Below are 9,395 nucleotides of genomic sequence, written 5' to 3'. Positions count from 1 at the left end.
CGCACGCAGTGTTTGTTGGGCACGTCGGCGTACCAGGCCGCCCCTTCGGCATCGAGGCAGATGCCATCGGGATATCCGTCTAGCGCGGCCCAGACGCGCCGATTGGACATAGTGCCGTCGGCGGCGATGTCGAAACCGGTGAGCCGGCTGGCATGGGATTCGGCGATGATCAGCGTCTTGTTGTCGGGCGTCACCGCCATGCCATTGGCGAAGGCGATGCTGTCAGCCACTTGGCCGATCGTGCCCTCCGGCGTGATCAGCACGATGGTGCCGGGGCCGAAATGCTCGCCGGCAGCCGGCGCCGGCCCGCCGCCATTGACATAGATGTTGCCGCGTCCATCGACGACGATCTCGTTCCATGGGCTTTTGGAGAGGGCTCGCAGATCGGCATGGGTGACGAGCGAGCCATCGGCTTCCTGCCGCAACAGCAGGCCTTCGCGGCCCGCGATCACCAGCAGCCGGCCATCCGGCAGCCAGTCGATGGAGTAGGGCAGCACGGCCGGGATGGTGAGCATGACCTCGCTCTTGCCGCCTTCGTCCACAGCGATGATCTCGCCGGTGCCCCAGTTGCAGACCCACAGGCGTCCGTCATGCCAGCGCGGCGATTCGCCGAAGGCGAGACCGGTGGCAATGAGACGCTGGGGAAGCGGGTGAAGAGCGTGGTTCTGCATAGCGAGGAACTCCTTGTTGGACGACGGCTTGCAAGACGGCGTCGTCTCATCAAGGACGGGCGGGGGATGGGTGTCCCGACTTCAGCGTCAGCATTTTCGTTGGCCGGAACGCTGCCCCTCACTTTGAGGTCCCGATAGCTCAGGTTTGAATTCCTATATCCCATTGTGCTGCCGATATTGTTTCGTCACAATAACCCGTGGGAAGTTTTTCCTAGCACTTAGGGATTTTTGAATGTTTGGCTTTTTCTCCAGAATATCCAAGAGAATCGCCCAGGCTTCGTCTGGTGTCCAGTCTCCAGCAGCGAGGCATGCATCGAGACCCCGGTTCTTGTTGCCGGTGATCGTGCCCCGGTCGATCGTAGATGAGGCGAACGAAGAACCTTTCGAAGTCGTCTTCGCTGTTGAGAAGTTCATCCAAAGCATGGTTTCCGAGGGGCTTTACCGTAAATGGGAGATTAACCCGAAGGCGATGCAGGTCTCCCATGCTGATTTGTATTCGGCGGAGGTAAAGAACGGTGGCCATAGTCAATTCATCCATAATGCCGGCGAGGAGTTCGACGCTATGGTTGCAAACGCCCGCGCGGCTCTGACGGCCATTGGCGCAAAAGGGCAATTGGCGGCTCTCGAAAAGATGTCCACCTGGGTCGCCGATCACCCTGACGAGGCCGAAGAACAGACTGGCTTCGAGGGCGGCCGCGACGATTTTCTCGATACACTTGACCATGCGTTCTACGACGCCGACGAAGCTTCACCAATGATCGAGCTGTTGGCGCGCTGGATCGTGTCCTGGCCTGACCTGCGAGTTGTCGAAGACGAGACCTTCGATGAGGCCATACTTCAGTTGGCAATGGCCAATCCTCGTCGTGAACCTCGGCTCCTCCATCAATCGATCGCCGAGCTGGTCGGTCAGATGATCAGCGCTCGGAACGTGGGAGTCAGTCTCGCTTGCGCCAATGCAACGCCGCCGGAGGTCAGATTGTTGCTGGGCATGGCCAGGATGCTGGATGTCGATGGCGAGAAGCAATTGGTTTTTCAACTCCGGACCAATTCGAATGAGCCTCGCCTGTGCGTTGCAACGGGCAGCCACGCAGCATTTTATGAGTGCATACCTCCAGAGGCACCAGCGATTATTCGCCCCGGTGAAAACCTATTCACAGCCGGCGCGCCGCGCGTTGGCCGCAGGCTCGGGTACGCGGACGGGCAAATGGTAGCAAAAGTGATTGAGCTAGCGGAGGAGTATCATGCGCCGGTTGCCGTCGATCTTCTGTTGCGAAAGATTGGGGTCGATCCGACCAAGGCTATCGTTTCGGCGAATTCGGTCGTTCAGCGTGCGGAGGGGCCGGTTGTGAATTGGGTGGTGATGGCTGGTGGTCACGCTTTTCTCTTCCAGTCGTACCCGGATCGTGGCGTGCTGCTCCGCGGCGACCACGAAGAAAGTCTTGCGGAGGTTCATCGAAATGAGCTTCAGGAGTATTTTGACCTCACCGCGGCAGCTGGCGAATAAATTGTTCGTGGTGGATCCGAGCAGGCCCTTCAGCTGCCATTGCTTACTCGAGAAGAACACTTCATCGGCGTGGCGGCGCTGAGCGATGCCACTTGCCGGTGCCGCTCTGCTCGACGACCAGCACGGGTCGCCATCGCGGCGAAAGCTGGCGACAAACTCGCGCCGCCGATTGTCGCGTTGCGGGCAGGGGGTGTTTCCGCTATTGAGGCCGGACCTGAAACAGGGACCGCCCCCAGCCCATGAGCCTTGTCGACACGGTCAAGAACGCGTTCGTACCGATCCATCGCGAAGGCTATCCCTTCATCGCGGCCTTTGGCGCGGCGACGCTGTTCCTCGGCTATTTCTCCTCGATCCTGTTCTGGGTCGGCCTGATCCTGACCGCCTGGTGCGTCTATTTCTTCCGCGATCCCGAGCGCGTCACGCCTGTCGACGATCGCCTGGTGGTAAGCCCCGCCGACGGCATCATTTCGGCGGTGGGGCCTGCCGTGCCACCGCGCGAGCTTGGCCTCGGCAATGTCGAGATGACCCGCATCTCCGTGTTCATGAACGTCTTTTCCTGCCACGTGAACCGCTCTCCGGTGCGCGGCCGCATCGCCAAGATCGAGCATCGCCCTGGAAAGTTCCTCAATGCCGAACTGGATAAAGCGAGCACCGAAAACGAGCGCAATGGGCTGGTCATCGAGAGCCCCAACGGTACGGTGGCGGCAGTCCAGATCGCCGGCCTGGTGGCGCGCCGCATTGTCTGCTGGACCGAGGCCGGCGCTTCGATCGGCACCGGCGAGCGTTTCGGCCTGATCCGTTTCGGCTCGCGTGTCGACGTGTTCCTGCCTTTGACCGCCACGCCGCGCGTTGCCGTCGGCCAGACGGCCGTCGGCGGCGAAACGGTGCTGGCCGAATTCGGCGGCATCGCCGGCACGCCCCTCGTACGGATTTCCTGACCGGTGGGCACGCAGTATAAAAAATTCGAGGCCCATGCCAGCGGCGGTCCCCGCATCCGCGAGATCCCGATGCGCATGGTGCTGCCCAACCTCGTCACCGTGCTTGCCATCTGCGCCGGCCTGTCCGGCATCCGCTTTGCCTTCGAAAACCGCTTTGAAACCGCCGTTGTCATGGTGCTGCTTGCCGCCTTCCTCGACGGCATCGACGGTCGCCTGGCACGAATGCTGAAAGCCACCTCCAAATTCGGCGCGCAGATGGATTCGCTGGCCGACATCGTCAATTTCGGTGTCGCGCCAGCGCTGGTGCTTTATGCCTTCCTGCTCGACCGTGCCGGCTCGCCGGGCTGGATCGCGGCACTTTTGTTCGCGATCGCCTGTGGTTTGCGGCTGGCGCGCTTCAACGTGCTCGACGACGAGAAGGCCGAGCGCCCGATATGGCAGAGTGAATATTTCGTCGGTGTGCCGGCGCCTGCTGGCGCCGTGCTGGTGATGCTGCCGCTCTATCTCTATTTCCTGCGCCTTGGGGCGGAGCCCAGCCGGCCGGCCGCCTTCGTCGCCACCGGCTTCACCATCCTGGTCGCCTTCCTGCTGGTCAGCCGGTTGCCGGTCTATTCCGGCAAGAGCGTCAAGATCCCTGGCGACAGGGTGCTGCCGGTCATCCTCGCCGTCGTGCTCTATATCCTCCTGCTGATGACCTATCCCTGGTACACGCTGACGGCATCGGTCGCGGGCTATCTGATCTTCCTGCCGTTTTCCGTGCGTGCCTACTCCAAGCGCGCCAGGCTGGAAGGCGAGAAGGTGCCGCCTTCGGATATAGGTTAGGGTCGCAGACCACGGACCAACAAATCGGTCCAGGCGGACGCGAAGCGTTCGTCGCTGACCTCGATCGAGCGCTCGGCCCAGATCGCTTCGAAGACGCGGAACATGGCGACGCTGCCGACGATGACGGCGGAGACCGCGTCGCTGTCATGGGGACGCAGTTCGCCCTGGCGCTGGCGCTCCCGCAACCATTCGGCGACTGCGTGGTACGTGCTCTGCATGATCTCGCCACGCGCCGAGGCTTTCAATTCCGGAAAGGGCTCAAGATCGCGCCACAGGATTCTGAGCACGTCGCGATTCGCGCCGAGTTTTTCCAGCATGCTCTCCACGATCCGCCGCGCCCCCTGATCGACAGGAAGCACCTGTTCGCCAAGCTCGGCGCGTCCTTCCCGCGCCGTTCCAACAAACCGGTCGATTGCCGCGGCAAGCAGCGCCTCCTTTGAGGGAAAGTGCTTGTAGAGCGCACCCGAGCCACGCGACAGGCCGGCGGCTTCCTGAATTTCGGGAACGCTGGTCCGGTCATATCCGCGCTCGGCGAACAGGCGAATGGCTTCGCGTAAAATGCGCTCGCGTCCGGCGGATGGCGGCTTCATGGCTATTCCTGTCACTCGATCCTGGTGGTGGAGATTCGGCGCCCGACAGTACCATTCTCGCGCGAAATCGTAGGATCGCTCACGGCGCGCATCCACCCTGCTCGGAAAGCCATGCCTTCCATGTTCTTTCTCCCAGCCGTTCGCTGGTTTCGACCAGGCCCAAGGCAAGGCTTATCTTTCGACTCACCGGAAACGGCAGAATGAGGCGCCGGAGCCCGAGCACATCCCGGTATTGTCGAGCGAATGTCGAGAACGGCATCACCTCGGGTCCGCCGATCTGCGGGCGGACACCGCGTTCCCCGTCGCTGACAGCCTGGGCCAGATATCTGGCGACATCGCGTGTATCGACAGGATTTGAGGGCGAAGTCGGCAGCAGCCAGACCGGCAGCCATCTCAGCCCGGCCAGCATCTGCGCCAGAAGGTAAAAGAATGGCGTCGCGCGGATGACCGACCACGAAAGTGGCGACTCTCGCACAAGCTGCTCGCCCGCCAGCTTCACGCGGCTATAGGGCAGGGTGCTGAAGTCGAGGCCGACGATCGACACGAAGATGAAATGCGAGACATTGGCGCGCTGCGATGCGGCAAGCAGCCGCCGCGTGCCTTCGACGTCGACATCCGACGGACTGGAGAAGAAATCGATCGGCCGCATACCGCGCCTGGCGATCGGCGACAACGTTGCGGCATGGATGACCGTATCGACGCCGCCAAGGGCTTCATCAATGCCTTCGCCCGTTGCGAGGTCGCCAAGCGCCCATTCGACCGCCCATTCGACGGCGCGGTCCAGCCTCGCTTCCCTGGCCAGCAACCTGACAGTGTGCCCGGACGCGGTCAGTGCCGGCACGAGATCGTGTCCGAGATGCCCGGTGCCGCCGGTGACGAGGATCTTTGCCATGCTGGATCTCCTCGCCGTGCAAAGGAGGTGTCATGTCGCGCTGGCAGAAATATGCATGCTCAGCCTGCCTTAGTGAGTGAATACTCTCTCACCTTAGATTTGTCCATCTGAATCGCTGCGGCAGGATGGCGCGGTCCTTGGTCATGCGAAGACGACAGCGGGCCTCGAAAGGGGGCGTAGGTGGCAACTAAGCCGCCACGCCAAGCCCCAGCCGGTCGATCGCCAGTTTCCTGGTCGATACATAGTCGGTCTTGCCCGAACCGAGCACCGGGATTTCCTCGACCTTGACGATGTCGTTGGGCACCATCAGTTCGGCCGCACCGGCCTTTTTGCCGAACTGCCGCAGCTCCTCGGCGCTTGCTTCGTCTGCGGTGGTGACCAGCACGATGCGCTCGCCCCGCCTCTTGTCCGGCACCGCCACCGCCGCATGGTGTTCTTCCGGCCACAGCGACTGCACCAGCATCTCCACCGCGCCCAGCGACACCATCTCGCCCGCAATCTTGGCGAAGCGCTTGGCGCGGCCACGAATGGTGATGAAGCCTTCGCGGTCAACGGCGACGATGTCGCCCGTGTCGTGCCAGCCGGTCAGCGGCTGCAGTTCGCCGGGGCGGTCCGCGGTCATGTAGCCCATCATCATGTTCGGCCCGTCGAGCCACAACTGGCCGGCATCATTGATGCCTTCGACCGGCTCCAGCTTCATGCGGATGGCCGGCAGCAACCGCCCGACCGTGCCGTCTCGGCCGTGGATCGCGGTGTTGACGGCAACCACGGGCGCTGCCTCGGTCAGCCCGAAGCCCTCGATGATCTCGGCCTGGAAGCGTTCACGATAGGTGCGGCGGGTGTCTGGCTTCACCGCCTCGGCGCCGGCAACGACGAAGCGCAGGCTGGAAAAATCCCCGTCCTTGGCAGTGCGCGCATAGTTGGCGAGAAACGTGTCGGTGCCGAACATGATGGTCGGTTTCACCTTGCGTGCGATCTCGGGGATGATCTTGTAGTGGAGGGGCGAGGGATAGAGGAACAGTTTTACCCCGGTGACCAGCGGCAGGATGGTGCCACCCGTCAGGCCGAAGGAATGGAACACCGGCAGCACGTTGAGCAGGATGTCCGCCGGCGAAATGGTGATCCGCGCCTCGGCCTGCATGGCATTGGCGAGAAGGTTCTTTTGCGACAGAACGACCGCCTTCGGCGTGCCTTCCGAACCCGAGGTGAAGAGGGTTACGCCCGGCCTGGCCGCGTCCTGCCGTTGCAGTGGCAGGCGCCACAGCAAGGCGGCGGCAAGCTTGTCCAGCGTGGTGACGCTGGTCCGCAAATCTTCCAGCCACAGCAGCCGGGCGCCGCCCGTTTCGGCCGCGGCGACGATATCGGCGAGATCGGCCTTCTCGACAAAGGCACGCGAAGAGACAACGGTGCGGATGACGGCCGTGCGGATCGCCGCGGTGACGCTTGCCGGCCCGGCCGTGTAGTTGATCATCGCCGCCACCCGGCCCGCCGAGAGAAGGCCGACGAGCGACAGCACGACGCCATTGGCGTTGGGCAGCATCACCCCCACCGCTTCGCCCGGCGCCGTCACCGCCTCGAAGCGCCTGCCCAGCACCCGTGCGCCGATGAACATCTTGCGGTAGCTCAAGGCCCCCGAGATGACATCTTCGATGATGGTGTGCGAGGCGCCGACGCGGTCGGCGGCGTCGCGCATGGCCAGGAACAGGCCGCGGTCGAGGTCGGTGCCGAAAAGCCGGGCCTCGGCGACACGGTCGAACAGCGCATTGGTGTTCGAGGCCTGGTCCGGGTTGCGCGCCACCAGTTCGGCGACCGTCATTGGCTCCAGGACACTGATCGCCAGCCGTGGAAACCAGCGACGCGGTGCCTTGTCCGCCGGCGTCAGCGAGACCGGCAAGCTGCGTGCACCGGCGACAAAGATCGGCACGATGCGGGCATCGGCCTGCATGGCGATGCGGGTGACGGCGCGAAACAGCCGAAACGTCTTGACGTCGGGCTCGACCGCATCGGGCAGATAGACGGCCAGCCGGCCCTTGCCCTTCAGCACGCGCACCAGCCGGCGGCTGACGAAGACATGTTCGGCGTTGAAAGCAATGGTGCGGCCGAGTTCGCGCCAGGGCTCGAGCCATGGCGAGCGCGCCGAGACCTCGTCGAGTATATGCAGCGTGTCGTCCGGCAGCAGCGAAAGCATCAGTGCCGGCTCGAAGCGCGACTGGTGCGAGATGACATAGATGACCGGCACCTGCGCCTTGCGGGCGACCCTGATGCGATTGTCGCTGATCCGGTAGGCGAGTTTGAACGGCACGTAGAGCAGCGCCTGCGTGAAACGCAGGTCGAGGCGGAATTTCTCCACCGCCCCGATCAGCAGCCATGCCACGACCAGGCCCGCAAGCAGCGCCAGTGTCAGGATCATGCCGCGTCTCTCCCAACGGTTCTGTCATCGCGGCTCTTGTGAGGCCGCTTCGAGGGCAGAGCCTAGCGGAAGTCGACGCAAGGTCAATGCGGAAGGCCTCACGCCGCCTTCAGCCGCCCGCTGATGAAACGGAACTCCTGCGTCTTGCCGCCATAGCCATAGGCGGCTGCCGGGACCTCGTGCACGAAAGCATAGCTTTCCTGGTGCACGCCGCCAAGCAGGCGACCAAAGGCTTCGAAGATCGCCTTGAGATAGGCTTCCAGTTCGAGCTTGGTGTTGGTGCCGTCGACCACCTTGATGTCGAGCCAGAACGTGTTGGTGCCGTGCTCGGCGAGCGACTTGCCGCCGGCGAACCAGTGCTGCGGATCGAGATAGGACACGGCCACCGCGGTGATAGTCGGATCCTTGCGCAGATGCGTGGCGGTGATCTCGGTTACTTCCCTGGCGATGCTGGCGGACAGGGTGGCATCTGGCTTGCCGGTGACGCTGACATTGATGATGGGCATTTTTCTTCTCCTTGGTTTCTAGCGGCGTCGGTCGCCGTTAGAGAGACCATGCCATCATCTTGGAATCAAAAAAATCGAATTGTTTTCAATCAAAGATTCGATAATATCGAATTATGGAAACGCTCGATCCCGACCTGCTCAGAACCTTCCTTGCGTTCGTCGACAGCGGTTCGCTGGCGCAGGCAGCCGCTAATGTCGGCCGGTCGCCGTCGGCGGTGACGGCCCAGATGCAGCGGCTGGAGGAGATCGTCGGCGAGCCGCTTCTGGCGCCTCAGGGCAGGGGGCGCGGCCTGACGCCGGCAGGCGAGGACCTCGTCGACCATGCCAGGCGCATTCTTGCCGTGCATCGCGAGGCGTGGCTGGCGCTGAAAGGCGCACGCGCTGCCGGGCGCGTCGCCATAGGCACGACACAGGATTTCGCCGATAGCGGCCTGCCGGACCTGCTGCGAGCCTTCGCTTCCAGCCATCCGCGCGTCAGGATCGAACTGCGGGTCGGCCGCTCCGCCGAACTGGCGCAGGCGCTGCAGGCCGGCAGCCTCGATCTGGCGATCGTCATGCGCCAGACCGCGGTGCCGGATGAGGTCGGCGTGCTGCGCGAGCCGATGATATGGCTGTGTTCGAGCAAGGGGCTGGCCTCGCGGCAGGAAGAATTGCCGTTGGCGCTACTTGATCCCTATTGCGGGTTCCGCGAAGCGGCACTCGCCGCGCTCGATGCCGCAGGCCGCCGCTATCGCATCGCCGCCGGCAGCGCCAGCCTTGCCGGACTGCGCACTGCGGTGAATGCCGGCGTGGCGCTGACCTTGCGAACCCCCCGCTTTGCCCATTCCGGCATTGTCGAAGCACCGCGCGAGCTTGGCCTGCCGCAGGTGCCGATGGCTGAGTTCGCGATCCGGCTGCGCGCCGGCGCCGATGCGTCCGCGGGCGATCTGGCGGCGCTGCTGGGTGACAACCTGGCTCTCTCCGGTTGATTTCCAAAAGGCCGCATTCCGTCACAGCCTTTTGGCAAAGAAAAAGCCGACCTTGCGGTCGGCTTGGGAGTGGGACGGGCCGAGGGGTTTGGGG

9 protein-coding genes are annotated in these 9,395 nt (G+C 63.4%); 4 read left to right on the top strand and 5 right to left on the bottom strand.

What is annotated here, in order from left to right:
* Window positions 1-671, bottom strand: a 671-nt coding sequence (locus EOA36_RS17600) for an SMP-30/gluconolactonase/LRE family protein (RefSeq protein ID WP_127278717.1), incomplete at its 3' end; no start/stop codon positions are given.
* 232 nt (window positions 672-903) lie between these two features.
* On the opposite strand from EOA36_RS17600, the gene EOA36_RS17595 reads away from it, so the two are divergent.
* The 3 genes from EOA36_RS17595 to pssA all read left to right on the top strand — a co-directional run bounded on the left by EOA36_RS17595 (window position 904) and on the right by pssA (window position 3,935).
* Window positions 904-2,175, top strand: a complete 1,272-nt coding sequence (locus EOA36_RS17595; protein WP_127278716.1) for a DUF4375 domain-containing protein — start codon at window positions 904-906, stop codon at window positions 2,173-2,175.
* Window positions 2,176-2,414: 239 nt separating this feature from the next.
* Complete coding sequence (locus EOA36_RS17590; protein ID WP_127278715.1) at window positions 2,415-3,113, top strand: phosphatidylserine decarboxylase; 699 nt, start codon at window positions 2,415-2,417, stop codon at window positions 3,111-3,113.
* Between the two features lie 75 nt (window positions 3,114-3,188).
* The gene (gene pssA / locus EOA36_RS17585; protein ID WP_245464392.1) at window positions 3,189-3,935 is read left to right on the top strand and encodes a CDP-diacylglycerol--serine O-phosphatidyltransferase; all 747 of its coding nucleotides are present in this window, start codon (window positions 3,189-3,191) and stop codon (window positions 3,933-3,935) included.
* On the opposite strand, the gene EOA36_RS17580 is transcribed toward pssA, so the two are convergent.
* The 4 genes from EOA36_RS17580 to EOA36_RS17565 form a co-directional block, all read right to left on the bottom strand.
* Window positions 3,932-4,525, bottom strand: coding sequence for a TetR/AcrR family transcriptional regulator (locus EOA36_RS17580; protein ID WP_127278713.1), 594 nt, complete (start codon window positions 4,523-4,525; stop codon window positions 3,932-3,934). The two genes, pssA and EOA36_RS17580, sit on opposite strands and share 4 nt — an antisense overlap.
* 79 nt (window positions 4,526-4,604) lie before the next feature.
* Window positions 4,605-5,417, bottom strand: a complete 813-nt coding sequence (locus EOA36_RS17575; protein WP_127278712.1) for an NAD(P)H-binding protein — start codon at window positions 5,415-5,417, stop codon at window positions 4,605-4,607.
* Window positions 5,418-5,604: 187 nt separating this feature from the next.
* Window positions 5,605-7,827 carry an AMP-binding protein gene (locus tag EOA36_RS17570; protein ID WP_127278711.1) on the bottom strand — a complete coding sequence of 741 codons (2,223 nt, stop codon included), beginning with the start codon at window positions 7,825-7,827 and terminating at the stop codon, window positions 5,605-5,607.
* A 98-nt stretch (window positions 7,828-7,925) separates the two neighbouring features.
* Window positions 7,926-8,333, bottom strand: a complete 408-nt coding sequence (locus tag EOA36_RS17565; RefSeq protein ID WP_127278710.1) for a 4-oxalocrotonate tautomerase family protein — start codon at window positions 8,331-8,333, stop codon at window positions 7,926-7,928.
* A 113-nt stretch (window positions 8,334-8,446) separates the two neighbouring features.
* Here EOA36_RS17565 and EOA36_RS17560 point away from each other — a divergent pair, with 113 nt between their 5' ends.
* A complete protein-coding gene (locus EOA36_RS17560) occupies window positions 8,447-9,301 on the top strand; it encodes a LysR substrate-binding domain-containing protein (RefSeq protein ID WP_127278709.1) in 855 nt (284 codons plus the stop codon).
* The last annotated feature ends 94 nt before the right edge of the window (window positions 9,302-9,395 follow it).

The organism is Mesorhizobium sp. M8A.F.Ca.ET.021.01.1.1, assembly GCF_003998025.1.
Lineage (GTDB): Bacteria > Pseudomonadota > Alphaproteobacteria > Rhizobiales > Rhizobiaceae > Mesorhizobium.
This window is presented reverse-complemented; position numbering and strand designations above follow the sequence as displayed.